Source organism: Treponema sp. UBA6852 (assembly GCA_002449305.1).
In the GTDB taxonomy this organism is placed as follows: Bacteria; Spirochaetota; Spirochaetia; order Treponematales; family Treponemataceae; genus Treponema_D.
In genome coordinates this window covers 1-26,421 of the sequence record DKDI01000039.1, presented here as the reverse complement: position 1 = coordinate 26,421, position 26,421 = coordinate 1, and the positions used below count along the sequence as shown (strand labels likewise).

Annotated in this window: 25 protein-coding genes; 19 read left to right on the top strand and 6 right to left on the bottom strand. The window is 38.1% G+C overall.

Annotated features, from left to right (window positions below):
• Position 1 precedes the first annotated feature (1 nt).
• The gene (locus B3209_RS09035) at positions 2-661 is read left to right on the top strand and encodes a PrsW family glutamic-type intramembrane protease (protein ID WP_296662704.1); all 660 of its coding nucleotides are present in this window, start codon (positions 2-4) and stop codon (positions 659-661) included.
• A 2-nt stretch (positions 662-663) separates the two neighbouring features.
• Here B3209_RS09035 and B3209_RS09030 read toward each other — a convergent pair whose 3' ends face one another.
• Both B3209_RS09030 and B3209_RS09025 read right to left on the bottom strand, forming a co-directional pair.
• On the bottom strand, positions 664-1,068 hold the full coding sequence (locus tag B3209_RS09030) for a Fur family transcriptional regulator (protein ID WP_296662702.1): 405 nt from the start codon (positions 1,066-1,068) through the stop codon (positions 664-666).
• A gap of 76 nt (positions 1,069-1,144) precedes the next feature.
• Positions 1,145-1,687 carry a ferritin family protein gene (locus B3209_RS09025; protein WP_013702649.1) on the bottom strand — a complete coding sequence of 181 codons (543 nt, stop codon included), beginning with the start codon at positions 1,685-1,687 and terminating at the stop codon, positions 1,145-1,147.
• A 266-nt stretch (positions 1,688-1,953) separates the two neighbouring features.
• Here B3209_RS09025 and B3209_RS09020 point away from each other — a divergent pair, with 266 nt between their 5' ends.
• The 9 genes from B3209_RS09020 (at position 1,954) to B3209_RS08980 (ending at position 12,759) form a co-directional block, all read left to right on the top strand.
• Positions 1,954-3,741: a DNA repair helicase XPB gene (locus B3209_RS09020; RefSeq protein ID WP_296662699.1), complete on the top strand. Its 1,788-nt coding sequence runs from the start codon at positions 1,954-1,956 to the stop codon at positions 3,739-3,741.
• Positions 3,738-5,837 carry a helicase-associated domain-containing protein gene (locus B3209_RS09015; protein ID WP_296662696.1) on the top strand — a complete coding sequence of 700 codons (2,100 nt, stop codon included), beginning with the start codon at positions 3,738-3,740 and terminating at the stop codon, positions 5,835-5,837. Before B3209_RS09020 ends, B3209_RS09015 begins: the two co-directional genes overlap by 4 nt.
• Position 5,838: 1 nt before the next feature.
• Positions 5,839-7,332, top strand: a complete 1,494-nt coding sequence (locus tag B3209_RS09010; protein WP_296662693.1) for a type I 3-dehydroquinate dehydratase — start codon at positions 5,839-5,841, stop codon at positions 7,330-7,332.
• Positions 7,332-8,051, top strand: a complete 720-nt coding sequence (rpiA, locus tag B3209_RS09005; protein ID WP_296662691.1) for a ribose-5-phosphate isomerase RpiA — start codon at positions 7,332-7,334, stop codon at positions 8,049-8,051. The genes B3209_RS09010 and rpiA overlap by 1 nt, the downstream gene beginning before the upstream one ends.
• 59 nt (positions 8,052-8,110) lie before the next feature.
• A complete protein-coding gene (hisG, locus tag B3209_RS09000) occupies positions 8,111-8,983 on the top strand; it encodes an ATP phosphoribosyltransferase (RefSeq protein ID WP_296662688.1) in 873 nt (290 codons plus the stop codon).
• 12 nt (positions 8,984-8,995) lie between these two features.
• The gene (locus B3209_RS08995; RefSeq protein WP_296010585.1) at positions 8,996-9,613 is read left to right on the top strand and encodes an imidazoleglycerol-phosphate dehydratase; all 618 of its coding nucleotides are present in this window, start codon (positions 8,996-8,998) and stop codon (positions 9,611-9,613) included.
• 26 nt (positions 9,614-9,639) lie between these two features.
• On the top strand, positions 9,640-10,134 hold the full coding sequence (locus tag B3209_RS08990; protein ID WP_013702642.1) for an Lrp/AsnC family transcriptional regulator: 495 nt from the start codon (positions 9,640-9,642) through the stop codon (positions 10,132-10,134).
• The gene (locus B3209_RS08985; protein WP_296010581.1) at positions 10,135-11,307 is read left to right on the top strand and encodes a pyridoxal phosphate-dependent aminotransferase; all 1,173 of its coding nucleotides are present in this window, start codon (positions 10,135-10,137) and stop codon (positions 11,305-11,307) included. It abuts the gene before it with no gap.
• 114 nt (positions 11,308-11,421) lie between these two features.
• Positions 11,422-12,759, top strand: coding sequence for a tetratricopeptide repeat protein (locus tag B3209_RS08980; protein ID WP_296662684.1), 1,338 nt, complete (start codon positions 11,422-11,424; stop codon positions 12,757-12,759).
• 50 nt (positions 12,760-12,809) lie between these two features.
• Here B3209_RS08980 and B3209_RS08975 read toward each other — a convergent pair whose 3' ends face one another.
• Positions 12,810-13,589: a MetQ/NlpA family ABC transporter substrate-binding protein gene (locus tag B3209_RS08975; protein WP_296030254.1), complete on the bottom strand. Its 780-nt coding sequence runs from the start codon at positions 13,587-13,589 to the stop codon at positions 12,810-12,812.
• Between the two features lie 194 nt (positions 13,590-13,783).
• Between B3209_RS08975 and B3209_RS08970 the strand changes: the two genes are divergently transcribed.
• Positions 13,784-15,490, top strand: a complete 1,707-nt coding sequence (locus B3209_RS08970; protein WP_296690515.1) for a hypothetical protein — start codon at positions 13,784-13,786, stop codon at positions 15,488-15,490.
• A gap of 6 nt (positions 15,491-15,496) precedes the next feature.
• Here the strand turns inward: B3209_RS08970 and B3209_RS08965 are convergent, their stop codons facing one another.
• Both B3209_RS08965 and B3209_RS08960 read right to left on the bottom strand, forming a co-directional pair.
• Complete coding sequence (locus B3209_RS08965; protein WP_296690513.1) at positions 15,497-16,453, bottom strand: glycosyl hydrolase family 18 protein; 957 nt, start codon at positions 16,451-16,453, stop codon at positions 15,497-15,499.
• Positions 16,454-16,467: 14 nt separating this feature from the next.
• Positions 16,468-19,284, bottom strand: coding sequence for a DNA translocase FtsK (locus B3209_RS08960; protein ID WP_296690511.1), 2,817 nt, complete (start codon positions 19,282-19,284; stop codon positions 16,468-16,470).
• A gap of 193 nt (positions 19,285-19,477) precedes the next feature.
• Between B3209_RS08960 and rsmI the strand changes: the two genes are divergently transcribed.
• The 6 genes from rsmI (at position 19,478) to B3209_RS08930 (ending at position 24,736) form a co-directional block, all read left to right on the top strand.
• A complete protein-coding gene (gene rsmI, locus B3209_RS08955; protein ID WP_296690509.1) occupies positions 19,478-20,227 on the top strand; it encodes a 16S rRNA (cytidine(1402)-2'-O)-methyltransferase in 750 nt (249 codons plus the stop codon).
• On the top strand, positions 20,199-20,486 hold the full coding sequence (locus tag B3209_RS08950) for a flagellar biosynthesis anti-sigma factor FlgM (RefSeq protein ID WP_294015379.1): 288 nt from the start codon (positions 20,199-20,201) through the stop codon (positions 20,484-20,486). Before rsmI ends, B3209_RS08950 begins: the two co-directional genes overlap by 29 nt.
• 77 nt (positions 20,487-20,563) lie before the next feature.
• Positions 20,564-21,718, top strand: a complete 1,155-nt coding sequence (locus B3209_RS08945; RefSeq protein ID WP_296690507.1) for an iron-containing alcohol dehydrogenase — start codon at positions 20,564-20,566, stop codon at positions 21,716-21,718.
• The gene (locus tag B3209_RS08940) at positions 21,718-22,530 is read left to right on the top strand and encodes a TrmH family RNA methyltransferase (RefSeq protein WP_296690505.1); all 813 of its coding nucleotides are present in this window, start codon (positions 21,718-21,720) and stop codon (positions 22,528-22,530) included. The genes B3209_RS08945 and B3209_RS08940 overlap by 1 nt, the downstream gene beginning before the upstream one ends.
• A gap of 56 nt (positions 22,531-22,586) precedes the next feature.
• The gene (locus tag B3209_RS08935) at positions 22,587-23,696 is read left to right on the top strand and encodes a glycosyltransferase (RefSeq protein ID WP_296690503.1); all 1,110 of its coding nucleotides are present in this window, start codon (positions 22,587-22,589) and stop codon (positions 23,694-23,696) included.
• Positions 23,693-24,736 (top strand): hypothetical protein, encoded by a 1,044-nt coding sequence (locus B3209_RS08930; RefSeq protein ID WP_296690500.1) that lies wholly within the window; start codon positions 23,693-23,695, stop codon positions 24,734-24,736. The genes B3209_RS08935 and B3209_RS08930 overlap by 4 nt, the downstream gene beginning before the upstream one ends.
• Here the strand turns inward: B3209_RS08930 and yfcE are convergent.
• Positions 24,708-25,265: a phosphodiesterase gene (yfcE, locus tag B3209_RS08925; protein ID WP_296690498.1), complete on the bottom strand. Its 558-nt coding sequence runs from the start codon at positions 25,263-25,265 to the stop codon at positions 24,708-24,710. The genes B3209_RS08930 and yfcE overlap by 29 nt on opposite strands.
• An 86-nt stretch (positions 25,266-25,351) precedes the next feature.
• Between yfcE and lspA the strand changes: the two genes are divergently transcribed.
• Both lspA and B3209_RS08915 read left to right on the top strand, forming a co-directional pair.
• Positions 25,352-25,897 (top strand): signal peptidase II, encoded by a 546-nt coding sequence (gene lspA / locus B3209_RS08920; RefSeq protein WP_296690496.1) that lies wholly within the window; start codon positions 25,352-25,354, stop codon positions 25,895-25,897.
• Between the two features lie 3 nt (positions 25,898-25,900).
• Positions 25,901-26,269, top strand: a complete 369-nt coding sequence (locus B3209_RS08915) for a hypothetical protein (protein ID WP_295797701.1) — start codon at positions 25,901-25,903, stop codon at positions 26,267-26,269.
• Positions 26,270-26,421 lie beyond the last annotated feature (152 nt).

Here is a 26,421-nt window from a genome sequence, read left to right as displayed (position 1 = left end):
AATGAATTTTATAGGTTTGATTCCACCGTTTTTAATTTGCACAATTCCTGTTTTGGCGGCATTGGCTTGCATGGTTGTTCTTATAAAAGAATTCAAGCTTAGCTTTGGATTTATTGCTGTTTTCTGCGGACTTTTTGCTGTTGTTCCGATTGTGGCAATTCAGTTTTTTTTGGAAGTTTTCAGGCTGGTTAACGTGCATTCTCTTTTTTCCGTTTTGATAAAAAGCATTCTTGTAAACGGCGTTGTTGAAGAAACTATAAAAATGGCGGTGTTTTTTCTTTTTCCGTCAAAAAAAATGTCGATGAAAGTTTTTTTTGCCTGCGCCGTTTTGAGCGGACTTTCGCTTGGCTGCTTTGAAACTTTGATTTATATTGCATCTGGAATTAAAAATCTTGAACTTAGACTTTTGACTGCGGTTGTTATTCATTCTTGTTGCGCAGGACTTTCGGGGCTTTTTGTTTTCAATCTAAAGAATAGAAGCTTTAAAATTTATCCGTTTGTTCTGGCGGTTTTGCTGCACGGAATCTACAATTATTTTGCGGGATTTAAAATGGACAGCATGTTCTTTTGGTTTTCACTTGTTGTAGTTTTGATTGCTGTTGTTGAATGCCGGATTCGTTACAGAGCAATGAATCCGGAAGGACTGATTCTTTTTCAGTAGAATTAAGAGCAGTCTTTGCAAATTCCCCAGATATTGGTTTGAATTTTTTCTGCTTTAAATCCGTCTTGTAAAAATTGCGATGGAAGCTCGACTGGTTTAAAAATATCAAAAATTTTTCCGCATTTTACACATTTAAAATGCAGATGATTTGAAGTGTCCGCATCGTATCTAAGCTCGCCATCTTCAATTGTAATTGTCTGCACAAGTCCGCATTCAGAAAACTGCTTAAGCGTATTGTAGACAGTTGTGCGCGATAAAGTTGGCATTTGCGGAGAAAGTGCAGTGTAAATTGTGTCAACGGTCGGGTGAACTGGATGTTCCGCAAGAAATTTATAAATTGCCATTCTTTGAATTGAAGGGCGGATATTTTTTTCTTCTAGTTTTGCTGCGATTTGTTCGTGGTTCATTTTTTCTCTTGAAACTTTTTGGAATTTAAAAACACCATGCAATGAAAATGTTTTCAAAGCACAGTGTTTTTTTAATTTACTTGCTGAAATAACGCTGCATTATTCCTTTGAATCCTGCTCCGTGGCGCGCTTCATCTTTTGCCATTTCATGCACAGTATCGTGAATTGCATCGTAGCCAAGTTCTTTTGCGCGTTTTGCAAGCTGAAGTTTTCCTTCGCAAGCTCCTGCTTCCGCGTCTGCTCTCATCTGAACATTTTTCTTTGTTGAATCAGTAAGAACTTCCCCAAGGAGTTCTGCGAATTTTGCTGCGTGTTCGGCTTCTTCAAAAGCATAGCGTTTGTATGCCTCTGCAATTTCCGGGTAGCCTTCGCGATCTGCCTGACGGGACATCGCAAGGTACATTCCAACTTCCGAGCATTCACCGGCGAAATTTTCACGAAGTCCTTTTACAACTTCTTCATCCAAGCCTTTTGCAGAACCAACCTGATGTTCGCATGCAAATCCTTTTGTTTCAACCATTTCATTGAAAGCATTTTTTGCATGGCAAACTGGACACTCTTCTGGCGCATTGTCTCCTGTGTGAACATATCCGCATACTTTGCAAACCCATTTTTTCATAATAACCTCCTAAGTTCCTTACACTTGATTATTTATAAATTTGTATTTATTACAATAATGATATTATTATAATAAATTTATTTTGTCAACAAAAATTTGACAAATTTAAATTCCGGGCTTAAAATAAAAAATGTCGGAAAACTCTTGTTGTTTTTCATAGATAGACTCTCCTCAAAAAACCGGTTTGTCGTTGGCAGACCGGTTTTTTTATACGCTCTGTCGTAAAATATTGTAAGCCTTGCTGATTCATTATATAATACGCTGATATGCCTGAAAGCGAAAATCCTTTAATTGTTCAGTCTGACAGAACTCTTTTGCTTGATGTCCATGCGCCTCTTGCCGAAGAATGCAGGGCGGCCTTGATTCCTTTTGCGGAACTTGTGCGCTCTCCTGAACATTTGCATACATATCAAATTTCATCTCTTTCATTGTGGAATGCTGAAAGCGCAGGGTTTACAGGCGAGCAGGCAGTTGAAACTTTAAAAAAATTTTCCCGTTATGAAATTCCGCAGAGCGTTGTTGTTTGGATTGAAGAAACTTCCGGGCGTTTTGGAAAACTCAGGCTGGTTCAAGGTCCTTCCGTTGAAAATTCTGACGGAATAAAGGAAGAATATCTTTATCTTGTTTCAAATTCTCCGCATGTTTTTAAGCAGATTGAAGCTAATGCCTTTGCCAGAAAATTTCTTGTTCCGTGTGAATGCGCAAAAGAATTTTCTGCAGGACTTTCAGAAAAAGAGAAGAATTTTTGCTTTAAACTTTTGCTTACAGACCGCGGAATTGTTAAGCAGAATCTTTTAAAGATTGGCTGGCCTGTAAAAGATGATGTTCCGCTGCAAGATGGTTCGCCTCTTGAAATAAATCTGCGGAAAACAACTTTGAGCGGACGGCCTTTTTCAATCCGTGAATATCAAAAAGCTGCGGCAAATGCGCTTGTTGGGAATAAAGGACCGGGAACAGGATTCGGCACTATTGTGCTTCCTTGCGGTGCAGGAAAAACAATTGTCGGCATGGAAATAATGAGCCTTTTAAAGACCAATACGCTTATTATAACTACAAATATTACAGCTGTTCATCAGTGGATAGATGAGCTTATTGATAAAACTGATTTGGATGCGGGCCAGATTGCTGAATACACTGGCGAAAATAAAACTATAAAACCTGTAACGGTTGCCACTTATCAGATTCTTACTTGGCGTCCTGACAAAAATGGTCCGTATCCGCATTTTTCACTTTTCAGGCAGAACAACTGGGGGCTTGTTATTTACGATGAAGTTCACATGATTCCGGCTCCTGTTTTTAGAGTTGCGGCAGAACTTCAGGCTGTGCGGCGTGTCGGGCTGACTGCGACTCTTGTGCGTGAAGATGGTTGTGAAGGCCACGTTTTTTCTTTGGTTGGTCCTAAAAGATATGATGTTCCTTGGAAGGAGCTTGAAAAGGCAAAGTGGATTGCAAAGGCAGAATGCATTGAAGTTCGTCTTGGGCTTCCGGAAAATAAAGAAATTGAATATGCAGTTGCGGGAAACAGAGAAAAGCACAGAATTGCAAGTGAAAATCCTTTGAAGAATAAAATTGTTCAGGAACTTGTTGAAAAATTTAAGGATGACAAAATCCTTATAATCGGGCAATTTTTAACTCATCTTGAAATTATTGCCAATCTTTTAAATGTTCCAATTATTACTGGAAAAACAAAAAATTCCGAACGTGATATAATTTATGATGATTTTCGAAACGGAAAAATCCGTGTGCTTGTTGTCAGCAAGGTTGCGAATTTTGCAATTGATTTGCCGGATGCAAGCATGGCTATTCAAGTGAGCGGAACTTTCGGTTCAAGACAGGAAGAGGCTCAGCGGCTTGGAAGGATTCTTCGCCCAAAAGAAAGAACCTCAAGATTTTTTACTTTGATTACGCGTGGAACAGTTGAAGAAGATTTTGGAAGCAACCGTCAAAAATTTTTAGCCGAGCAAGGATATTCGTATAGAATTGTCCGCTACGAAAATGAAAATAGTTTTGACGAGCTTGAAGTTCCGATTCAAATTGAAGGATGTGGCCAATGAATTTAGATGCAAAAGTTCAAAAGATAATTCAATGGCGAGAAAGTTTTTGTACTTTGCCGGACAAATTTTTTTTCGAGTTAGTCAGAATTTATCTTGGCGAAGTAAAAACTCCTTATAACAAACAAAAGCTGGCGGAAGAAATCGGAGCTTTTCTGCGCAAAAAAGAAACCCGGGAATCAATTGTAAAATTTCTTGACAGCACTGATATAAAAATTCTTACGGCGATAAAATTTTTGAACGAGCCTGATGTTGAAAAACTTGAAAAATTTTTTTCGTCTTCAATTCAGCAAGGAGAATTTTACAGCGCAGTTGCAAGCCTTGAAGAACGTCTTTTGATTTTTTCTGTCCGTGGGAAAAATTCTGAAAAAAACTTAATAAAAATAAATCCGTATCTTGAAGATGATTTGAGCGGCTTGTTGAATTTGCAAAATTTGATAAGTCCAGAAAACGCAAAAAAATTTCCTGAACGTCGGCTAAAAATTTCTTCTGAACTTCTTGCAGTTTTTATCTGTTATATTTCAAGCCATCCTGATATTTGCAAAAACAACGGAGAGCTGAAAAAGAAAGCGGCTTCTGATTTGGCGGAAATTTTTCAGGAGAATTTCAACAAGGAATTTTTTGAAACACTTTTTAAAGCCCTCAAAAATCTTCATCTTGTTCAGGAAGATTCTGAAGGAAAAGGATTTTTTGTTGACTGGCAGAAACTTGAGCTTTTTTCAAATTTGACTTTTGGAAATCAATCTGCATATATTTGCGCCGCTTGTACAGGTTCGTTTTCAAGAAGCATGATTTTGTCTAGCGCGGAAATTTTTTTCAAGACGCTTTCATTTTTGAAGCAAGAAGTTTACACAAGACAGAAAATTCTTCAGATTGCTTTTTTGCTAAAAGATAAAAATTCTCGTTACTCCGAAAATTCTTTTAGCCGTTTTTCAAGAATTGTTGCGTTTGGAGCTTCTGCAGAAAATTCTTGTGTTGATTCAAATTTTTTAGATGCGATGCTTGACTGCGCGATTGAACTTGGAATTGTCGATTCAGTTTCTGAAGGTGAAAATGAATTTATTTGTGTGAATCAGATTTTTGAAGAAAAAAAATCGCAAGGTTCTTTGAGCATTGATGCAGGTTTTTCAGTTACAGTTTTGCCGGGATTTTTGCTTTCGGAGCTTGTTCCGCTTATAAAATTTCTTTGTCCAAAAAAATGCGACACAGCTGCTGTTTTTGAAATTACGCGACAGTCTGTTTTAAAAGCTTTTGATTTTGAAATGACGAGAGAGCAGATTTCCGCAATTTTAAAAAAATATTCGCATTACGAAATTCCGCAGAATCTTTTGGTTTCGCTTGATGAATGGGCAGATTCTTATGATTCGGCTGCGCTTTATAAAGGTTATGTTTTAAAAATTCGCCCTGAAAATTCTATTGTAATTGAAAAAAAACTTTCATCGTATATTATTGAAATTTTGTCGCCTGGAATTTTTTTGATGAATTTTTCATCCGATGAGCAGGCAAAAAATTGTGTTGCGCGTCTTGGGCTTGATTTTGTTGGAAATGTAAAATCCGCAAAAAAAACTGCGCCTGCTTTGGGTTTTCCGGAAATTGATTTTGATTCTAAAATTTTATCTTGTTCTTCAGAAATTTTGTCCACAGAAAATTCTATGGCTCTTGGCTCAAAAAAAGAAGTTTCTAAAATTCTTGAGGATTTTAAAAATCAACTTGAAAATATTTCAGCTTCCGCAGAGCAAAAAGAAGGGCTTGTGGATCGAATAAAACGGCGCGTGGTTTTGTCTTCGGATCAGCTTAGGCCTGAAAGTGTTAAGTTTGAACTTACCGAGGCGAGCGGAATGAATTTTACAGGAAAGCTCAGAGTTTTGGAAAGCGCACTTCAGAATGAAGATTTGGTTGAACTTGAAATGTCTACAACAAAAGAAATTTTAATAGGCGTTCCAAGAGCTGTTGTAAAAAATCAAATTCTTTTTTTAGTTTGCAAAAATCCTGAAACAAATTCAGTTGAAGAATACGAAGTTTCAATTGCTTTGATTTCAAAAGTAAAAAAAATCAGAAGTTCAGCTTCATTTTTAAATTTAATTGCAAAGGAGTCTTGAAATGGAATCGCCAAAAGTTTGTCTTACGCTGACTGAAAAAACTCTTGCAGAAGACTTGGAGCTTCTTAACAAATATAGAAGTTATGTTGACATGGCGGAGCTGCGTGTTGATTTTTTAAATCAAGATGAGCGGCTTTATGCAAGGCGGTTTCCGTCAATGGCTGGCTTGCCGTGCATTTTGACAATCAGGCGTGAAATTGATGGCGGAAAATTTGTAGAAGGAGAATCTGCCCGCACAATTCTTTTTGCCCGTGCGCTTTCTTTTGCCGATGAGGATAAAACTAAAAATTTTGCCTATGTTGATTTTGAGGAAGATTTTCATATTTCAAGCCTTGAAGATGCGACTCTTGCCTTTGAGACAAAAGTAATCCGAAGTTTCCATGATATGAAAAATCCCGTAAGAAATATTTTGGAGCGGCTAAAAGAACTGAATCCTTCCGGACTTGAAATTCCAAAGATTGCATTTATGCCTCACACTCTTGATGATGTTACAAATCTTTTTGAGCAGGCTTCTAAAATTTCTGGTAACAATCATATTTTGCTTGCGATGGGCACGATGGGAATTCCGACTAGAGTTCTTGGTGCAAAACTGAAAAACTTTTTGACATACACTTCCGCGCCGGAATCCATTCAAAATACGTCAAATATTGCTCACTTGGATGCTGTAAAACTCGGCGGACTTTACAGAACAAAATCTATAAATGAAGCAACTAAAATCTTTGGAATTACCGGCTGGCCTCTTTCTGGCACTTCAAGTCCTGAGCTTCATAATACAGGTTATTGCCGCCACGGAATGAATGCTGTTTATATTCCTTTTCCTGCTGAAAAATTTGAGCAGGCGATTGATTTTTCTGAGCAAGTTGGAGTGCAGGGACTTTCTGTAACTGTTCCGCATAAAGAAGCAGCTCTTGCAAGGGCTGATTTTGTGGACAATGCCGCGCTTGAAATTGGTTCAAGCAATACGCTGATAAAAAAAGATGGGAAATGGCTTGCGTACAACACAGATGCGGAAGGTTTTTTAAAAGCGCTGCTTGAATTTCTGAATTTAAAAAATTTAAAGCATAAAAAAATTTCTATAATTGGAGCGGGCGGAGCTGCAAAAGCAGTTGCGTATGCTGTTTATAATTCCGGCGGAAAAGCCTGTATTTTTAATCGTACTTTGTCAAAGGCAAAAGAACTTGCTGAAAAATACGATTTTAAATATGCTCCACTGAATTTTGAATCAGTTTCTACGATTAGAAAATATTCAGACGTGATTATTCAGACCACCTCAAAAGGAATGCATTGCGAAGAACTTTCTAATCCTGAAAATGATCCGCTTTATTTTTATGACTTCAATGGAAAGGAAGCTTTGTTTGACATAATTTATATGCCGAAAGCCACTCCGATAATGGTGCGCGCAAGAGAGGCTGGTTGCAAAATCTGCAATGGATTCAGCATGCTTCTTTATCAGGGATATAGGCAATTTGAATTGTATACAGGAGTTGAATACTGATGTGTATTTCTAAAGACGAACAAAAAATTTTAGCTGCAACAACCGCAGTTGATTCTTTAATCAAAGAAGGGAAAATTTTCAGCGGAATGAAAATCGGACTTGGAACCGGCTCTACTGCAATGCCGGCTGTAAAAAGACTTGCACAGAGAATTGAAGACGGAACTTTAAAAGACATAAAGGCCGTTGCAACAAGTTTTCAGACTACATTGGCTTGTGAAGAACTTGGAATTCCAGTTTACACATTGAACGACAAAGCAATAAATGGAAGTCTTGACCTTGCAATTGACGGTGCAGACGAAATTGATCCTGACAACAATCTTATAAAAGGCGGCGGCGCGGCATTGCTCCGTGAAAAAATCATTGCATATAATTCAGCAAGGTTTGCTATTGTTGCGGATTCCTCAAAAGATGTAAAAAGCCTTGGAACTGGTTTTGCGCTTCCTGTTGAAATTATAGCTGAAGCCCGAGTTCCTGTAATTAAAGCCTTGGAAAAACTTGGTGCGGAATGTGTTCTGCGTGAAGGCGTAAAAAAAGCCGGTCCTGTAATCACAGACAACGGAAATCTTATCTTGGACTGCAAATGGAAATCTCCTGTTAATCCACAGGAAATGGAAGAAAAAATCGACAGAATAATCGGCGTTGTTGAATGCGGATTTTTTACAAAGATAAAGCCAGAAGTTTTTATTGCAAAATCTGACGGAACTGTTGAGCGCCGCTAGTTTTTATGTTTGTTCTGCAACTTGAATTTAGAGGCAACTTCAATTTATAATTGTATATTATGGAAAAATTAAAAATTTTATTGGCAAAAGGAAGAATTTACGAATCTGTATATGAGCTTTTAAGCGATGTTGGAATTTCTTTAAAGCTTCCAGACAGAACATATTTTCCTATAACAAATCAAAAAGACCTTGCATTTCAAGTTGTAAAGCCGCAGATTGCGAGTGTTCTTCTTGCGGCAAATAAAGCTGACATTGCTTTTTCCGGGAAAGACTGGGTTTTTGAAAATGGCGTCGAAGATTCACTTGTTGAAATAATGGATTTGGGATTTGATCCTGTTCGTGTTGTTGCTGCAATTCCAGAAGATTTTGACTATGAAGAGCTTGCAAAGAAAAATGTTACAATTGCAACTGAATACCAGAATCTAAGCAAAAAATGGGTTGAAGCAAAAAAAATCAACGGAACAATTTTCCGTACTTGGGGAACAAGCGAAGGATTTGTTCAAAACACAGAAGATTCAATTGCGCAGATTCTTATTGACAATACAAGCACAGGCTCTTCTTTGAAGGCGAACCGTTTAAAAATTGTGGACACTCTCATGGAAAGTTCTACAAGAATGTATGCGTCAAAAGAGGCGATGGCTGATTCAGAAAAAAAACAAAAAATTCTTGAACTCAAAATGCTTTTTTCTGCGGTTCTTGATGCGCGCGACCGTGTTATGCTTGAGATGAATGTTTCCAAGGAAAAATTTGACACGCTTGTAAAGGCAATTCCGTCTATGAGAAGCCCGACTGTAAGTCCGCTTTTTGGCGATTCAGGATATGCTGTAAAAACCGCTGTTAAAAAAAGTGAAGTTCCAGTTCTTCTTCCAAAGCTCAAAGAATTTGGAGCCACAGACATTTTGGAATATGAACTTAGAAAAGTCATGTCGTAAGGAATTTTTCAAATGGAAAGAACTGCAAGCATAAAACGCATAACTGGCGAAACACAAATAGAACTTTCTTTAAATCTTGACGGAACTGGAAAATGCTCTGTAAAAAATCCAATAGGCTTTTTTGGTCACATGCTGAATTCTTTTTGCAAGCATGGACTTTTTGATTTGAGCGGAGAATTAAAAGGCGATTTGGAAGTTGACCAGCATCATCTTATAGAAGACACAGGAATTGTTCTTGGACAATGCTTTGCTTCTGCTTTGGGAAACTGCGCAGGAATTTATAGAAGCGGATTTTCAATTTATCCTATGGATGAAAGTCTTTTGCAGGCTGCTGTTGATTTTGGCGGACGTCCGTTTTGCGTTGTAAATGCGGCTCTTTCCAATATTCCGCTTGTTTCAATTGGACAGGACGAAAAATCTTCTTCGTTTCAAACTGATTGCTTTGAGGATTTTTGGCAGGGATTTGTAAACGGCGCAAAGTGCAATTTGCATCTTGATACAATCCGCGGAAGAAGCGATCATCATAAAATCGAAGGACTTTTTAAAGCAGCAGCCCGGGCAATTCGTCAGGCGGTGGAAATTGATTCAAGACGCAACGGAGAAATTCCAAGCACGAAAGGACTAATTTAGAATTTTAATTTTATAGAAGGTTAAAAATGGACAGCACAGAAGAAATTTTAAATTTGCTGCGTGATAATGCGCGTATTTCTGTAGAAGATATTTCCGCGATGACAAAAAAATCAGTTGAAGAAGTCAAGTCAATTATCCAGCAACTTGAAAATGACGGCGTTATTATGAAATATGCCGCAATTATAAATCCTGAAAAAGATTCCAAGGCAAAAGAAAAAGTCTGCGCAGAAATTGAAATTCAAGTTACACCAGAACGCGAGCATGGATTTGATGGAATTGCTGACAGAATTTACAGGTTTCCGCAGGTAAAATCTCTTTATCTTATGAGCGGCGGCTACGATTTAAAGGTAATAATTGAAGGCGAAACTTTGCAGGAAGTGGCGCTTTTTGTTGCAAGAAAACTTTCTACGCTTCAAGGTGTGCGCTCAACAAAAACCCATTTTATTTTAAAGACTTACAAAGAAAATGATATTGTTTATATAGAAGAAAATTCCGACAGCCGGGAAGGAGCAATGGCTTAAATGAATACAAGAGAAGATAAATTCAGTTCGTCAATGGTGCAGACTCCACCAAGCGGAATCCGAAAATTTTTTGAAATGCTGATTGGGCATGACGATGTAATTTCGCTTTCTGTTGGAGAGCCTGATTTTCCAACTCCTTGGTGCATTCGTGAGGAAGCTTTTTATCATCTTGAAAAAGGACATACAAGCTATACTTCAAACTGGGGCTTGCTTGAGCTGCGTGAAGAAATTTCAAAATATATGCAAAAATACAATATGCATTATAATCCGCAGAAAGAAATTCTTATAACGGTTGGAGCAAGTGAAGGCGTTGATGCTTCTTTGCGTGCAATTCTTAATCCCGGAGATGAAATTATTGTATGCCAGCCTTGCTATGTAAATTATGTTCCTTTGGCGCGTCTTTGCGAAGTCAATGTTGTTCCTGTTGATACAAGCGTAAATGGATTTTATCCGACTGCGCAGCAAATTGAAAATGCACTTACTCCAAAAACAAAAGCTGTTATGATTTGTTCTCCAAACAATCCGACTGGAACAATGATTCCAAAAGAGGAACTTGAAAAAATTGCGGAAATTGTAAAAAAACATCAGCTTTGGGTTATAAGCGATGAAATTTACTGCGAGCTTGCTTATGATGAAGCGGAACATGTCTCAATTGGCTCTTTCCCCGGAATGAAAGATTACACGATTATTCTTAACGGATTTTCAAAATCTTTTGCAATGACAGGCTGGCGAATTGGATATATTGCGGCTCCTGCTGAACTTCTTGCTCAGATTGTAAAGCTTCATGGATACAATACAATTTGCGCGCCAATTTTCAGTCAGTATGCGGCTACGGAAGGTTTGCGCAACGGCTGGTCTGAAGTTGAAAAAATGCGTGTAAGCTATCAGCAGCGAAGAAATTTGATGTACAAGGCATTTTGTGATATGGGACTCCCTGTTCCAGAGCCTTCTGGAGCTTTTTATATGTTCCCGGACATTTCTTCAACAGGGCTTTCAAGCGAAGACTTTGCTACAAAGCTTTTTCAAAAGCATAATGTTGCTGTTGTTCCAGGAAGCGTTTTTGGAGCGGGCGGAGAAGGACACATAAGATGCTGTTATGCAACTGCTATTGATAAAATAAAAGTTGCCTTGGATAGAATTGCAGATTTTGTTCAGGAATGCCGAAAAAATTAAATTTTGGTAAGGTTAAAAAATTCCGATAAATAATAAACGGGGGAATTTTTGGGTTCATAAGAACTTTTGAAATTCCCTCAAATAATTTTGCTTTGATAAGGAAGGTTTTAGAATATGTCATATCTTATTGCTGGTGTTATAATGATTGCTCTTGTTGCAGTTCTTACTTTGTTCATGGGAAAAAATGGCGGCAGCACCAAAGAGAAAAAAACTAGCAATAGGAATAAAGCTCAGATTATAAAAGAGGCGAATAAAAAACTTGCGAAAAATCCGCATGACCCGGCAGGACTTATTCCGCTTGGCGATGTTTATTTTTCGAGCCAAATTTGGGACAAGGCATATTTGATTTATAACGACATTTCAAAACTTGATTCAAAATCTGGAGTTGTTAATCTAGGCGAGTGTTTTTTGCGGCTTGGAATTAGCGCGCTTCAGCTTGGAAAAAATCCAGAAGCAGTCCAGGCTTTAGTGAGCGCATACAAAATAAATTCTGTCAGCTTTGAAAATAATTTTTACCTTGGCAAGGCAATGTTCAGCCAAAAGCTGTATGAAAAAGCTGTGCCTTTGTTTAAAAAAGCTATCCTTGCGAAGCCTGAATCTAGCGGTGTTTATTTTTTACTTGCACAAAGCCTTTATTTTGCCAAGAAATACCGCGAATGTCTTTCTTTCTTTAAAAAAGCCTTGGATGAAGATCCTTCAAACAAAGAAGCGCTTTTTAATATGTCGGATGCAATGTTTCAAGAAGGACGCGGAGATCGTGCTATAAAAATTTTTATGCATCTTAGAGCTGATCCTGTTTATGGCGCAAGGTCTTGTCTTAGAGCTGGAATTTTTCATACAAAAATAAATGATTTGAATTCTGCGGTTCAGGATTATGAAATCGGACTTAAGCACGAAAACGAGCCTTCTGACATAAGAGTTGAAATTGAATACAATCTTGCACGCTGCTATTTTGAAAAGAAGCAGATTGCAAAAGGCCTTGCGCTTTTAAAGTCAATTCGAAATTCTGTTCAGAATTACAAGGATGTAAATTCACTTATAAACCGTTATCAGGAGCTAAGCCAGAACAGCAATTTGCAAATTTATATTTCCGCGAATAGCAATGATTTTGTAACGCTTTGCCGGAAATTTATTTTGACTAAGTATAAAAATTCAAACGTAAAAATTCAAAACATAGAAAACGACTCGCTTTATACTGATATTTTAACTGAAATTTTTGCAGCAACTTGGCAAGATGTTGTTTTGTTCAGGTTTTTTAGGACAACAGGTTCTGTCGGAGAAATTTACATAAGGGAATTCCATGAGCACATGAGCGATGTAAATGCTGAACGCGGATTTTGTGTTTCCGCAGGAATTTTTTCAGAGGAAAGCAAAAAATACATTGAGGGCCGCCCAATTGATTTAATAGAAAAAACAGAACTTACAAAAATATTAAAGCAGATTTCAATTTAAAATAAAAAAGGACTTACAGTTAATGCAAGCCCTTTTTGTTCAATGTAGATTTAGAATGCGGCTACAACTTCGCCGTCTTTGAATTTTTCAGAAATGTAATTCTTGATTTTATCGCTCTGCAATGCCTTTACAAGTGCTTTTACGCGAGGATCATTCTGATTTCCGTCTTTTACAACGATAATATTAACATAAGGCGAATCTTTTCCTTCTACAAAAAGTCCGTCTTTTGTTGCAGAAAGTCCTGCTGGAATTGCGTAGTTTCCGTTGATAACAGCCGCATCAACATCATTTAAAGTGCGTGGAATTGAAGCTGCGTCAAGCTCTTTGAATTTAAGTTTAAGCGGATTTTTTGCTATGTCGAGAGTTGTCGCTGTTATTCCTGCGTCTTTTTTAAGCTCAATAAGTCCTGCTGCCTGAAGAAGCAAAAGCGCGCGTCCTCCGTTTGTAGGATCGTTTGGAATTGCAATTGTCGCCTTTTTCTTCAAGTCTGAAAGTTTTGAAACTTTTTTTGAATAAAGTGCGATTGGCTCGATGTGGATTCCACCTGCGTTTACAAGATGATAGCCTTTTTCCTTGTTTGTGGATTCCATGTAAGGAATGTGTTGGTCAAAGTTTGCGTCAAGCTCGCCGCTTTCAAGTGCATCGTTAAGAATAACATAATCTGTCATTTCAATAACCTGAATGTCAACGCCCTGAGCTTTTAAATCATCTTTTACAAGATTGAGCATTTCTGCGTGAGGAACAGGAGTTGCCCCAACTTTTAATTTTGCCTGTGCAGACAAAAGCGCTGCTGCAAAAACTGCTGCAGTCAATGTTAATATTTTTTTCATTTTTCTTCCTCCAAAAATATTTAAGATAAACTAAAAATATCTTTTCTTGCTTGAACTGTCAATTATTATATTTTTATATTTGGCTATAGATTTTGTTTATAACATTTATTGCTTTGCAATACTAAGATAGTCATGTTATAATAAGATGAAGATTTGTTTTTATAAAATGCATTTAAATAAAGTTGGAGAACAACATGGCTTTTGATGATGATATTGATCCAAGTATTGCTGCCTTGCTTGCTGACACTCAAGATGAAATTCCAGAAGTGGAATTAAATGTGCCTAAAAAAGACGGAATTTCTTCTTTTAGCGGACCGCAGAATAAAGACTTTGAAAATTTTGTAGCTGAAAAAGCATCAGGCAAGCCCAAAATGAACGGTTGTGTTCCTGAAGTTGATTTAAATATAAAATCATTTGCTCCAATTGAAAAATATTTTGAAGATACTCCGAGCAAATGCTATGATGATCCTGCGTATTATAAAAAATGCCTTACAGGAGAAGGCGCAAGTTCCCAGAGGCTTCATTCACTTTTGGTAAAGTATCTTAATTGCCAGGATAAAAAAGACCGAACAGTTTACCGCCAGCAGATAATCACGGCTTATTGGGAATTTTTAAGAAATCTTGCTCCAAAAATGGCAAGTTCTTCTATTGAAGACTGCAAGAGAATGGCTATGAGATTTGGCATTTTGCTTCCGTCCTTGGCAACTCCAGAGCAAAAAAATATGTTTGCCCGTGCGATAGACAAGAACAATACTTATGAGCCGATTCTTTATATGGATGAATGGATTCGTTCTGTTGCGCTTGGACACATGAAGCCTAGTACGACTGACGAAGTTCCAACAAGAGGTGTTGCAAAAGGACCTGTTGCAGAACAACAGCATATCATGGCTTTAAAAAGCAAGAACAATGGAAAAATCCAGACTTCAGAAAGTCTTTTGAATGCAAAAGAAGCTGAAAGGGCTAATTTGGAAAATTCAGTTGAAGGCAAAATCCGCGATATTTTTCAGCATGATTCACTGCCTGGACTTGAGCCTCATAAAAATCCTTATACAGATTTACAGAGAAAACTTTTTTCTGATGTTATAAATGATTTCCGGCAGCTTCAAAAAATAGACAAAGAGCTTTCAAAGCATCTTGAGGATTTTAAGGAAGCAAAACAGACGGAGCAGAGCCTCAATGACAAGTCAACTGATTTTGTGGAAGAAGTCAATGTTGGAAAAGAAGAAATTCTTGGTGAAATGAGCACAATCCGCCAGATGGCAAAAATGACTTGTGGCCGCCAAGGAAATCAGTATCCGATTTTTACAAGGGAATTTTTTCACTGTACAGAAAAAGGAACTGGATTCCGCGAGAATGTAATCCGCGAGCTGTCTTGGATAGAATCGATTGACCCGCAGTGCTTTTGTCGCATACATAAGAATGTTCCGCATAGAATTGTTCCTTATGTTTTGCTTGTTCCAACTTATGGTGATGTTGGATTTTGCTGGGAACCGTTTGACCGTTACAATAGACTTTCTAGCCGCGGGCGTATTGCGATTCCAATGTATCCGCGCGATTTAAAGATTGCGTGCCTTACTGCGGTTGCTGATTTAAGATGGCAAGTTGCTAAAGAAAAAGCTTCTTTTGACTGGATGAGCGACGGACTTACTGGACATTATTATCAGTATCTTGAAGAGCACAAAATGAAGGGCGACATAAAGCAGTTCTTTATAGAGGACTATATTCTTTGGATGACAAAAGAATCTATGGGAACACAGAAACTTGAAAAAGAAGTCCGCGGAATTTTCTGGCGTTATATTCCTTTCCCGCAGGAAACAAAAGAAGATTTAAAGAAACGCAGCCTTGTTTATCAGGAACTTTATCAGCGCGATATAAACAGAAGCATGAGTGATGGGTATTGATAAAAATTAATCTGAAACAGAAAGAATTTGCCAGAATTCTTTGTCTTCTTGACCAATTCTCCAGAATCCGGCATTTGCAATGTTTTTTTCAGAAAGCATAAGGCATCTTGCTGTTAAGGATTCCTTGTCATCGAACCAGCCTTTTACAGTGATTTCTGTTTTAAATTCAAAGTGCGGAATATCCTCAGTTCTTTGAATTTTTTCCAATGCAGAATTTTCATTGAGGATTCTATTGATTCCGCTGTTATACCATGCTTTGGAAAAATTTGGTTCAGCCCAGCTTCTTCCATAAAAAGGCAAGCCCATTATTATTTTTTCAGAAGGAATTGAATTTAAAGCGTGATCCGCAATTTTTTTGCACCAGTCCATTCCGGAAACAGGTCCTGGCGTACTTTTTGCCCAGTGCTGATCGTAAGCCATTATAAAAATTCTGTCTGCGCAAGATGCAAGTTCTGTGTAATCATAGACATCATCTTGAATTGACTTTGTTCTTGCAGGAACACATACAGAAAGCATTTTGTCTTTGCCGATTGCTTTTTTCAGTTTTTTAAGAAAAGCCTTAAAATTTTCAGCATCGCGTTTTGGAACAAGCTCGAAGTCAATTTGAAGGCCATCGAAATTTTTTGTTGCTTCTGCCAGAGTTTTAATTATTTTTTTCGAAACTTTGTATTTCGGGTCGATTACAAAGTGGCTTAGTGAACGGCTTTCACAAATTGCAACAAGATGAACTCTTCCGTTGAATTCAGGCGGAATTGTTTCCCGGTTTGGGATTGAAGGAATTTCTCCGTACTCATTTATTTCTGCGCTAAAGTAGCAAATGTCAGTTATCGGCAAGTCCGCGGAAAATTCGTTTTCATATCCTGTAAGAACGTAGCTCCAAGTTTCATTGAATTTGATTTTATTTTGAGAAAATGCGCGAACTGCAAAAATTGTCAATGCGATAAATGTTATAATCTTTTTCATTTTATTTAGCCTTTTTATGGCATATGAATAATTTCGCGTGGTTTGGAGCCGTTTGCAGGTCCTACAATTCCGCGCTCTTCCATTTCTTCTACAAGCCGGGCTGCCCGGTTATATCCAATGCTCAGTCTGCGCTGAATATAGCTTGCGCTTGCTTTTCCAGCTTGAACTACAATGTCCAGAGCTTTTTCATAAAGAGGATCTTCTGCGCCTTCTCCAAAAAGAGAAAGCTGGTCTGCGTTTTCGTCATCTTCATCATCAACGAAAATTTCATCGTCAATGTATTCCGGCTCGCCCCAGGCTTTTACGGCTTCAACAACATTTTCAACTTCCTGATCGCTTACAAATGCTCCTTGGATTCTTACTGGGAAAGGATCTGTTGCGCTGGCATAAAGCATATCGCCTTTTCCAAGAAGTTTTTCTGCTCCAACTTGGTCGATAATTATTCGGCTGTCCATTTTTGCGGCAACCATGAATGCAATTCGGCTTGGAATATTTGCCTTTATGAGACCTGTAATTACATCTACGGAAGGACGCTGTGTTGCAAGAACGAGGTGAATTCCAACTGCGCGGCTCATTGCTGCAAGTCGAGCTACAACGCCTTCAAGAGCTTTTCCTGTTGTTGCCATCAAGTCCGCAAACTCATCGATTATTACAATTAAATACGGAAGTTTTTCAGTTGCTATGTGCTGCTCAACAATTTTCCGATTGTAGTTTGCTATGTCGCGGCATCCCATGCTGTCTAAAACTGCGTAACGGCGTTCCATTTCGCAAAGGCAATATTGAAGTGCTTGCATTGCTTTTTTTGGTTCCGTTATGACCGGAGTTAAAAGATGCGGAATCCCATTGTAAAGTTTAAGCTCGACTATTTTCGGGTCAATAAGAATCATCTTTACTTCATGCGGATTCCGTTTGTACAAAATGCTTAGAATCATGCTGTTTACGCAGACTGATTTTCCGGCTCCTGTTGAACCAGCAATCAAAAGATGCGGAGTTTTTACAAGATCCATTATTTGAGTTTCGCCTTGAATATCTTTTCCAAGAACAACAGGAACTGCCATTTTTTTCCATTCATTTCTTTGCTGCTCAATGCATTCCCTGAACGAAACAATCGCACGGTTTCTGTTTGGAACTTCAATTCCTACAGCGCGTTTTCCAGGAATTGGAGCGACAATGCGGACTGAACTTGCCGCAAGACGCAATGCAATGTTGTCTGAAAGTGCTACAATTCTGCTTAGTTTTACTCCAGGAGCAGGAAGAAGCTCAAACATTGTTACAACCGGACCTTTTCTTATTCCTGTAACTTCTGCATCGATTTTAAATTCACTTAAAGTGTCTTTTAGGCTTTTTGCAGCCTGCTCGGTTTCTTCGTCGATAATCCAGTATTTGTTTTCGTCATAAGCTGTGAGCAAGTCTGTGGAAATTTTATAAGGACCGTTGTTTTTCTTTTTCGGTGGAAGCGGAATTGGCTTTGTGTTGCCGTCTTCTGTTGTTGTAAATGCGATTGGCGCGGAATTTTTTTCTTGAGATGGAATATTTTCCTTTTCAACTTGAATGCGAGCGTCTTCTTCCATTTTTGAAAAAACACTTTCAAGATTTGAAGGTTCGGATTTTTCTTCTAAAGTATTCTCTTCATTTATTTCAGCATTGAAATTTTCAGCTGGAATATTTTCTTGGCAATCTGCATTTTCAAAAGAGATTTCTTGAGTTTCTTCTGGCTCTTTAAAATTTTCTTCAGAATCAAAATCTTCTATTTCAAAATCGTTTTCAGTTTCATGGTTTTCATTTTCGCCTGGATATTCTTCGGTTTCGTCTTTTATTTCAAAGTCGTCTTCCGAAAGTTCTGTTTCATCAGCTTGAGTTTCTGTTTCAGAAAATTCTGATTCCTCTGGCTCGTTTTCATCTTGAATGTCAAAATATTCGTTGTCTTGTTCTTCTAAAAAATCTTCTGGCTCTTCAAAATCAATGTCGTAATCAATTTGCTCAGAAGTTTCCAATTCTTCCTGCTCAGCTTTTGAAATTTCTTCTGTCAAATCCATTGAATTTTTTTCAAACAAATCGATTATGTCTTCTTCATTTTTTTCGGCGGAATCTTCGTTTTCAGGAATTTGAATTTCTTCCTGAACAGTTTCATCGTGTTTTTCTTCTGGCGCGGAAACTTTGCCTTTTACATTTCCTTCTGAATCAATTGACCAGACGCCGCGAACTTTTTTTTGCGGAATTTCAAAATCAAGCTCTTCTTCAGGAATTTTTTCCTCTTCTTTCTCTTCCTGCATTTTTTCTTTTTGCACAGAAATTTTTTGCTTTGGAAAATTCAGTTTGCTCTTGATAATTGTTTTTATTTTTTTGGGATTAATCTTGATTTTTTTTATGTCGATGGAAATTTTTTGTTCTACTGCTTTTTCAAGGTAAGTTGCGGCAGTTACGGCAAGCAGATACTCAAGCGCAACAAGGAGAAACGCAATGGCTACCAATGTGAAAATTTTAGCAAAGGCAATCGGGCTTGTGTCCTGAGCTGCAATAGCCTTGGAAGTCCGCTCGGCGATTACAAGTGTAAAAAAAGGAACAATACTTATTAAAAGGATAAAAGCTCTTTGAACTGACCATTTTGCGCTTAAACAAAAAGAGCCTGCCACAAAGAAAAACGCAGGAATTAAAATGGAGCAAATTCCATAAACAGAAACGAGCATTTCTCCCATTTTAAAAAGAATATTTTTTCCTGAAGAAAGTCCAAAGTCCAGCGCGCCAAGAAAAAGACCTATAGAAAATAAAGCCGCCACGCAATACAAGGCAATTCCTGTAAGAGTTGCGGCAATTCTTTCTTTTTTTGTCATTGTATTTTTACCTTCTAATTTTGCTTTGATAAGTTTAAGAGCTAGTTTCTAGCAGAAGCAGATTTTAAAACTAGTCCTCGTTTGATTATCGGTTTTTTTTCTGCGAAGTTAAGCCGTGATGCTTTAATAAAAATTCCAAAGCTGCTTTTTAAACATTGCAAAAAAATATTAGTAATTGTATACTATAAATACGGTGTCGGAATTATATATTGTAGCTACGCCTATTGGAAATTTGGGCGATATGACTTTTAGGGCTGTTGAGATTTTAAAAAGCGTTGATGTTGTTGCGGCAGAAGATACTCGCCACACGCTTCAATTATTGAATCATTTTGAAATTCGAAAGCCTTTGGTTAGCTGCAGGGCGCAGAACGAGCAGTTTGCGTCTGAAAAAATTATAAAGCTGCTTGACGAAGGCCAGAAAGTTGCTTATGCAAGCGATGCGGGAACTCCTGGAATAAGTGATCCGGGTGCAGTTCTTGCTGGTCTTGCACGCAAAGCGGGCCATTCCGTTATTCCGATTCCAGGGGCAAGTGCTTTTGCGGCGTTGGCAAGTGTTGCAGGTGCTGGTGGAAAAACTTTGATTTTTGAGGGCTTTCTTTCACCAAAGCCTGGCAGAAGAAGAAGCCGTGTAAAAGAGCTTTTGGAAACTGGCGATGCAGTTATTTTGTATGAAAGTCCGTTTAGAATTGTAAAACTTTTGGCGGATATTGCCGATATTGAAAGCAGCCGTCATGTTGTTGTGGGCAGGGAGCTTACAAAGCTTCATGAGGAAATAACAGAAGGCACGGCGCAGGAAGTTTTTGAAGATTACAGTTCCCGTCAGAAGATTCTTGGGGAATTTGCTGTTTTTATTTCAGGAAATAAAAATGTCAAGATTTCAGAAGAATCTTCCGATAAAATAAGAGAGGCAAGATATGATGATAAACAAGATTTCAGAGGTTAATGCTCTAAACACATTGCAGAACACAAAGCGTTCAAATAATGTTGCAGGTTCTCAGTATGCGTCTGATGAAATCAGTGTTTCCGATGAAGCCAAAGCTATGGCAGAAGCTATGTTTATGAATAAAGTGGCAGAGGAAACTCCAGATGTTCGTTCAGAGCTAGTGGAGCAGATAAAGCTCAAGATTCAAGATCCAAATTACCTCAATGAAGCTACGATTGCAGCTACTGCGGATCAAATTCTTAGCGCTTACGGTTTGTAATTTCCGTATTTTTTTGCAGGGGATAAATTAGGGCGGAATAGTTCCGCTCTTTTTTTTTGCAGGAGTTTTTTTCTGATATGGCAGATTTTATATTCAAAATTTCACCTAATATTGTTCTTGGTTCTTATACTGCGACTCGGCTTGGTCAGTATGCGTTGGAGTATGGCTCTAATTTTTTAGTTTTAATGGATCCTGTTCTAAAGGAGTCTGGAACAGCTTCAAAAGTTACGGCATCTCTTAAAGAAAGAAATGTTGATTATTTTGTTTTTGACGAAATTCCGCTTGGAGCTGACTCAGAAACTGCAAAAGTTGTTTTAAAGCTTGCTCAGGATGCAAAAGTTCATGGAGTTATTGCTGTTGGCGGCGGAAAAACACTTTCGCTTGCCCGCATTGTCTGTGCTCTTTATTACGAAGATTCCAAGAGCATCTATGATTACATTGATGAAAATTTAGTTCCGCCTAAAAAAAATCTTCCGCTTATCTGTCTGCCTTCAACGAACAGAGATAATTTTATTTTTACAGACAGAGCTTTTATAACTGATGCGCGTTCAACAAAAGTAAAGCTTATAAAAACGCAAAACGGACTTTGCAAGCTTGTTATTTGGGATCCGAATCTTCAGATGGCTTTGACAGAAAAGCAAATTTCCTGTATGTCAATTGAAGCCTTGTCTTTTGCGGTTGAAGGATATTTGAGCCAGAAATCTACATTTTTCAGCGATATGATTATTGAAAAAGCTGTTCAGCTTTTGAGCTATGCCGAAGATGGCGCGCCGAATCTTTCTGTTACAACTCCGCAGGAAGTTCTTTTGGCTCAGGGCGGCTGCATGGCTTCTTTGGGAGCCGCTTCAAGTTCTTTTGGTGCTGCAAATCTTCTTTCGCTTGCAATAAATTCAAGATATAAAATTTCCCGCTCGCTGATTTCTGCAATTTTGCTTCCGTATATTATTGAAGATGCGGCTTCTTTCAAGGCTGAAAAACTTGCGGTTCTTTCGCGTCTTTTAAATGCTTCCCGTCCGGAAGATTCAGTTTCTTCGGCTGTTGCTTCTCTTGCGGACTATGTAAGGCAAAAAATTGCGAAGATAAATATTCCGGCACGTTTAAAAGACCTTTCGCTTTCTATAGAGCAGCTTTCTGTTGCGGCGGAAGATGCAGGCGAGCTTGAGCTTATGAACAGCCTTCAGCGCAGCATGACAACGGATGATTTGTTTGAAATCATAAAAAAGGCTTACTGATGATAAACCCTGGAAAACTTTTTCAGCTTGAACCGGGACAAAAAAGACGAAAACTTGCTCTTACTTTTGGCGAGCTTGAACGAGATATTGCCGGCATTGCGGAACACGGAACTGAATATAATTTTCCGGGGATGACACGCGCAGAATATACAAAAGCTGTTGCGCAGATTGTTCTGGATGATCCTAAGCTTCCAGAAAATGCCGCAGAAGAGCTAAAAAAACTTATTGAAGCAAAAGACTTTGATGAGCGAAGGGTTTGTAATTTTGCCCGGAATTCTTTGCTTGCTATCATAGGAACTTTTCCTGCTGAATGGGATTTAGTTATTGCGCCGCATTCAAATGCGAATCTTTGTGTCCAAAGCAGAAAATTTTTTAAAGGCGTGAGTGTTTATGCAGAAGATATTCGCTCCCCGTTTAACATAGGCTCTATTTTTAGAACTGCAGAAGCGATGGGCTGTGAAAATGTTTTTATTTCCCCGAACTGCACAGATCCAAATCAGCCTCGTGCATTAAGAAGCGGAATGGGCTGCATAGAAACTTTAGGCTACAAAAGATGTTCACTAGAAGAACTTCCGCAAGACAAGCCGGTTTTTGTTTTGGAAACAGGCGGAACTCCAATAACTGAATTTTCTTTTCCAAAAGAAGGAATTGTAATTATTGGCTCAGAGGAACTTGGCGTAAGCCCTGAAGCGTTAAAAAGAGCTGATTACGGAAGGGTTTCGATTCCGATGACAGGATTAAAAGCGTCTTTAAATGTTGGCGTTGCTTTTGGAATTCTTATGCAGGCTTGGGTTCAGTCGCTTTCAGATTAAAATTCATTGAAAACAATTCAGATTTACATTAAAATTCGCTCATAGGAAAACAAAAAATGAAAGTTGCAATTGTACATGACTGGCTTGTAAATTATGGTGGAGCTGAAACTTGGGTTGAATATATGCTTCGTCTTTATCCAGATGCTGATATTTACACTCTTGTGTACAATAAAAAGAAGATGGGCAGTCATTTTGCCAATAATAAAATATACACTTCATATATACAAAAGCTTCCTTTTGCTTCACGGATTTATACAAAGCTTTTAAAGTTCATGCCGAATGCATTTGAAGCGTTTGATTTTTCAGGATATGACTTGGTGCTTTGCTCTTCGTCTTGCTGTGCAAAAGGTGTAATTACGCCGCCTTCTGTTCCACATATTGCATATATTCATTCTCCAATGCGTTATGCCTGGGATTTGTTTTTTGACTACAGAAAGAGAAGCGGAAAACTGACTCGCTTTTTTATGAACCGCTGGATTCCTGCTTTGCGGCAATGGGATTTTATTTCCAGCCAGAGAATTGACGCTGTTGTTGCAAATTCAAATTACATTGCCCGGCGTATAAAAAAATTCTGGAATTTGGATGCTAAAGTCGTTTATTGCCCTATAAATACTGAACGATTTTTTCCTGCTGATGTTGAGCCGGAAGATTTTTATGTTGCCTTTTCGCGTCTTGTGCCTTACAAGCGCATTGATTTGGCTGTAAGCGCCTGTAAAAAACTTGGACGTAAACTTGTTGTTGTTGGCGCTGGCTCTGAAATGGAAAACTTAAAAAAACTTGCAGGAAACGACAAGAATATTCTTTTTGCAGGAAGAGCAGAGGATTCAGAAGTCCGCTCATATCTTCAGCGTTGCCGAGCTCTTATTTTTTGCGCGGAAGAAGATTTGGGGCTTACACCTTTGGAAGCTCAGACTTGCGGCCGGCCGGTAATTGCATTTGGAAAAGGCGGCGCTTTGGAAACTGTTGTTGATGGAAAGACCGGCATTTTCTTTGACAAGCAGGAAACAGACAGCGTTGCATCTTCAATTCTTGAATTTGAGCAGCTTGATTCAAAAGGCACTTTCAAAAAGGAAAAAATTATCAGCCATGCGCGCCAGTTCAGCATAGAAAAATCGCTGGAGCAGTTTCAGAAAATAATCAAGGAAACACAGGAAAAGTTAAAATGACAAACCAGACTTTGGCAGACTTGCTTGTTCTTGCACTGCTTTTTATAGGAAACGCCAGATTTGTTTTTGTAAATCATTCAAAAAAAGATTCTCTGTCGATTGCGCCTTTTGTGGGGCTTTTTATTGCGATTGTAAACATTTTTGTTTTTACGCTTTCTGTTGAAAATTTTTTTGTTTTTGCGCTTGCATTTTTGTCTGCTGTTTGGAATTTTCGCTCCGTTTTAAGAATGTTCTCTGATGTTATTTTGGATCAGTATGAATTAAAACTTATTTTGATTTGCTCGCTGAATGCTCTTTTTGCCGCGCTGATGATTTTTGCAGTTATTTATTTTTGCCCGATGAGTCCAAAGAAAAATCAGCTGCCGGTAAAGCAAAAAACAGTTTTGTATTCAGGCAACTTTCAAAAAGGATTTTCTAAGCTAAAAGAGCCCTTTACAGTTCCTTCTGCAAAGCTTTATAACTTTGAGCCGGAAACAGAAAGTCCTGCAGGAAGAAAAATAATTCTTTTTGCTCCGCCAGAAACTGCCAATTCTGAAATTTACAAGTCATTTTTCTGCAAGCTTGCATACAATGGGTTTTCTGTTTATTCCTTGGATTTTTACAGTGAAATTAATCTGGCCTCAAAAAAGGGTGCAGATTTAAAGTGGATAAAGCGATTTTTGGCAATACGGCAAAAGATTTTTGATTCTGACAAATATGAACAGACGCAAAAAAGTTCTGATGTTATAAGCGAAAAGTTTTGGATTTTACTTTCTTTATGCAAACCTACAGAAAAAGATACAATTTTCTTGGTTACAGATGAAGATTTGTCTGGCTCAATGCAATATATAAGTCAAAAAAGTTTTATGAAAATATTCGGCAGTTTTGATTTGGCTTACATAGACGACTACACTACAAAAGGATTTGGCCCTGTTGAAAATACAGAGCCAGTTTTGGGTGCAGTTCTTGGGGTACAGCCGGACAGAAGCGGATATATGTCAAATCATTTGGGTACAGTTCTAACAGATTTTATCAATACTCAGATGATAAGCGGATACTAAGCTTTTCTTCATTGCTTTCTAAGTCTTTCCAGCAGAATCTGTCCCCATCAAAAACTATATAACTGTGCCAGGAATTTTCTTTTGGCAGCGAAATTGACCCTGTGTTTAGGTACAGATATTTTTCGTGCTTAACAATTTTTGGCACATGGAAATGGCCGCAGAGCAAAACGTTTCCGCTTGGCATTTTTAAAGGGTTATCCTCATTAAAAATGTGTCCGTGGGTTGCAAAAATAAGCTTGTTTCCAACATCAAGTATTGTATATTCTGCCATGATTGGAAAACTTAAAACCATTTGGTCTACTTCCGAGTCGCAGTTTCCTCTTACGCAAGTTATTTTTTCTGAAACTTCATTTAAAAGCGCAGTTACAATTTTTGGATTGTAGTCTTTTGGCAATTCATTTCTTGGACCGTGATAAAGAATATCGCCTAAAAGCAAAAGCCTGTCCGCCTTTTCTTCGGTGAATTTTTCAAGAAGTTTTTTGCAGTAAAAAGATGAGCCATGTATGTCAGAAGCAATCAGCCATTTCATGCCAAAATAATAGAGAAAATGCGAATCCGCTTCAAGTGCATTTTGAATTGTTGTAAAGTCTAGCGTTTTTATACTATAATCGTTTTATGAATCAGAACACAAAAAATAAACTTTTGCCGCTTACACTTTCTTTTGCGGTGATTCTTCTTGACCAGATTACAAAGTGCCTTGTTGTGAAATTTATTCCGCGTCTTACAGTTTTTGCAGATGATGCCGTAATTGAAATTTTTGGAAAATATCTGCGCTTAATTCATGTCCGCAACAATGCTATTGCGTTCAGCATGGGTTCGGGGCTTTCCGATGGTCTTAGGGGAATCCTTTTTGCATTGCTTCCGCTTCTTGTTATTATTGCAGTTTATGTGATTTATTTTAGAAACAATGAATTTACAAAGCTTCAGCGTTGGGCTGTCTGCGGAATTCTTGGCGGAGGAATTGGAAATTTGATTGACCGTTTTTTCCGGCCGGAAGGAGTTGTTGATTTTGTTGATTGCTATTTCTTTGGGCTTTTTGGAATGGAACGCTGGCCTACATTCAATGTTGCAGACGCTGCTGTGGTTGTCTTTGGAATTATTTTTGTAATAACGTTTGTGTTTCAGGTAAAATCTGACCGTGAAAACAACAAAAAGGAATAAAACATGAACAAAAAAGTTTTTTATCTTCTATATATATTGATTTCAAGTGTTGTGAATATTCTTTTTACCGCGCTGATAATAGGCTCGCTTTTTGGAATTTGCTTTGTCTTTTTGAAATTTGTTTTTCATGCGACTAGTTTTGAAGCATACGGAAACGCGCTGTTTGGAAGTTTTACAATCGGACTTGTATTAAGCTTTTTTTTGTATTCAAAGATTACGACAAAAATTGTAAAAAAATATTCACTTGATGAAAAATTCGGCGGTTCACCTAAAAAGTCAAAAGATTTTTCTGAAAATGCGGCCGCCGCAAGAAAAACAGTTCTTCCAGATTCCGTAAAAGAAGAGGAAGAAGATGAAAAGTGGCGTGAATAGAATGTTTGCCCAAAAGGAATACTTCCTAACTCCCTAAGTGAATATCCCTAAGACCTGAAGTAATACTTCCTAAGACCCGTAGGAATACTCACTTAGGCTCTTAGGGATACTCTCTCAGCCTCTTAGGAAGTATTAGGTCAAAATTCGAGTTT

Excerpts from the sequence above, each read along its gene's own strand:
- B3209_RS09020 (WP_296662699.1), top strand. The coding sequence starts at position 1,954 with ATGCCTGAAAGCGAAAATCCTTTAATTGTTCAGTCTGACAGAACTCTT.
- hisG (WP_296662688.1), top strand. The coding sequence starts at position 8,111 with ATGGAAAAATTAAAAATTTTATTGGCAAAAGGAAGAATTTACGAATCT.
- B3209_RS08975 (WP_296030254.1), bottom strand. The coding sequence starts at position 13,589 with ATGAAAAAAATATTAACATTGACTGCAGCAGTTTTTGCAGCAGCGCTT.
- B3209_RS08915 (WP_295797701.1), top strand. The coding sequence starts at position 25,901 with ATGAACAAAAAAGTTTTTTATCTTCTATATATATTGATTTCAAGTGTT.
- B3209_RS08940 (WP_296690505.1), top strand. The coding sequence starts at position 21,718 with ATGATAAACCCTGGAAAACTTTTTCAGCTTGAACCGGGACAAAAAAGA.
- B3209_RS08960 (WP_296690511.1), bottom strand. The coding sequence starts at position 19,284 with ATGACAAAAAAAGAAAGAATTGCCGCAACTCTTACAGGAATTGCCTTG.
- B3209_RS09025 (WP_013702649.1), bottom strand. The coding sequence starts at position 1,687 with ATGAAAAAATGGGTTTGCAAAGTATGCGGATATGTTCACACAGGAGAC.
- B3209_RS09010 (WP_296662693.1), top strand. The coding sequence starts at position 5,839 with ATGGAATCGCCAAAAGTTTGTCTTACGCTGACTGAAAAAACTCTTGCA.
- B3209_RS08935 (WP_296690503.1), top strand. The coding sequence starts at position 22,587 with ATGAAAGTTGCAATTGTACATGACTGGCTTGTAAATTATGGTGGAGCT.
- yfcE (WP_296690498.1), bottom strand. The coding sequence starts at position 25,265 with ATGAAATGGCTGATTGCTTCTGACATACATGGCTCATCTTTTTACTGC.
- B3209_RS08985 (WP_296010581.1), top strand. The coding sequence starts at position 10,135 with ATGAATACAAGAGAAGATAAATTCAGTTCGTCAATGGTGCAGACTCCA.
- B3209_RS08965 (WP_296690513.1), bottom strand. The coding sequence starts at position 16,453 with ATGAAAAAGATTATAACATTTATCGCATTGACAATTTTTGCAGTTCGC.
- B3209_RS08990 (WP_013702642.1), top strand. The coding sequence starts at position 9,640 with ATGGACAGCACAGAAGAAATTTTAAATTTGCTGCGTGATAATGCGCGT.
- B3209_RS08930 (WP_296690500.1), top strand. The coding sequence starts at position 23,693 with ATGACAAACCAGACTTTGGCAGACTTGCTTGTTCTTGCACTGCTTTTT.
- B3209_RS08995 (WP_296010585.1), top strand. The coding sequence starts at position 8,996 with ATGGAAAGAACTGCAAGCATAAAACGCATAACTGGCGAAACACAAATA.
- B3209_RS08950 (WP_294015379.1), top strand. The coding sequence starts at position 20,199 with ATGATGATAAACAAGATTTCAGAGGTTAATGCTCTAAACACATTGCAG.
- B3209_RS09035 (WP_296662704.1), top strand. The coding sequence starts at position 2 with ATGAATTTTATAGGTTTGATTCCACCGTTTTTAATTTGCACAATTCCT.
- B3209_RS08970 (WP_296690515.1), top strand. The coding sequence starts at position 13,784 with ATGGCTTTTGATGATGATATTGATCCAAGTATTGCTGCCTTGCTTGCT.
- B3209_RS09030 (WP_296662702.1), bottom strand. The coding sequence starts at position 1,068 with ATGAACCACGAACAAATCGCAGCAAAACTAGAAGAAAAAAATATCCGC.
- rpiA (WP_296662691.1), top strand. The coding sequence starts at position 7,332 with ATGTGTATTTCTAAAGACGAACAAAAAATTTTAGCTGCAACAACCGCA.
- lspA (WP_296690496.1), top strand. The coding sequence starts at position 25,352 with ATGAATCAGAACACAAAAAATAAACTTTTGCCGCTTACACTTTCTTTT.
- B3209_RS08945 (WP_296690507.1), top strand. The coding sequence starts at position 20,564 with ATGGCAGATTTTATATTCAAAATTTCACCTAATATTGTTCTTGGTTCT.
- B3209_RS09015 (WP_296662696.1), top strand. The coding sequence starts at position 3,738 with ATGAATTTAGATGCAAAAGTTCAAAAGATAATTCAATGGCGAGAAAGT.
- B3209_RS08980 (WP_296662684.1), top strand. The coding sequence starts at position 11,422 with ATGTCATATCTTATTGCTGGTGTTATAATGATTGCTCTTGTTGCAGTT.